The organism is Ureibacillus sp. GCM10028918 (assembly GCF_042666115.1).
Lineage (GTDB): Bacteria > Bacillota > Bacilli > Bacillales_A > Planococcaceae > Ureibacillus.
Window position 1 is genome coordinate 1 of the sequence record NZ_JBHTFK010000009.1, and the last position, 608, is coordinate 608.

6 tRNA genes are annotated in these 608 nt (G+C 52.1%); all 6 read left to right on the forward strand.

Annotated elements, in window-relative coordinates:
- The first annotated feature begins 12 nt into the window (after window positions 1-12).
- The 6 genes from ACFQU5_RS11655 to ACFQU5_RS11680 all read left to right on the forward strand — a co-directional run bounded on the left by ACFQU5_RS11655 (window position 13) and on the right by ACFQU5_RS11680 (window position 585).
- Window positions 13-97 (forward strand) — tRNA-Leu (locus ACFQU5_RS11655).
- 41 nt (window positions 98-138) lie between these two features.
- Window positions 139-213 (forward strand) — tRNA-Gly (locus ACFQU5_RS11660).
- A gap of 5 nt (window positions 214-218) precedes the next feature.
- Window positions 219-307: transfer RNA gene (locus ACFQU5_RS11665), tRNA-Leu, on the forward strand.
- Window positions 308-316: 9 nt separating this feature from the next.
- Window positions 317-393: transfer RNA gene (locus tag ACFQU5_RS11670), tRNA-Arg, on the forward strand.
- Between the two features lie 7 nt (window positions 394-400).
- Window positions 401-477 (forward strand) — tRNA-Pro (locus tag ACFQU5_RS11675).
- 32 nt (window positions 478-509) lie between these two features.
- Window positions 510-585 (forward strand) — tRNA-Ala (locus ACFQU5_RS11680).
- The last annotated feature ends 23 nt before the right edge of the window (window positions 586-608 follow it).

The window sequence follows — 608 nt, forward strand, 5'->3', positions numbered from 1 at the left end:
TAATACTTAAATGCGGGTGTGGCGGAATTGGCAGACGCACTAGACTTAGGATCTAGCGCCGCAAGGCGTGGGGGTTCGACTCCCTTCACCCGCACCATTTAGGTTGTTAAGATTGCCGGTAACAATTATTTAGTACATGCGGAAGTAGTTCAGTGGTAGAACACCACCTTGCCAAGGTGGGGGTCGCGAGTTCGAACCTCGTCTTCCGCTCCAAATGTGCCGGGGTGGCGGAACTGGCAGACGCACAGGACTTAAAATCCTGCGGTAGGTGACTACCGTACCGGTTCGATTCCGGTCCTCGGCACCATTCATATATGCGCCCGTAGCTCAATTGGATAGAGCGTCTGACTACGGATCAGAAGGTTGTGGGTTCGACTCCTGCCGGGCGCGCCAATACATACGAGAAGTAGCTCAGCTTGGTAGAGCACTTGGTTTGGGACCAAGGGGTCGCAGGTTCGAATCCTGTCTTCTCGACCATGAAACATAATTAATAAGTGAAATTCTATTATGGGGCCTTAGCTCAGCTGGGAGAGCGCCTGCCTTGCACGCAGGAGGTCAGCGGTTCGATCCCGCTAGGCTCCACCAAAATTAATGATAAAAATATATCC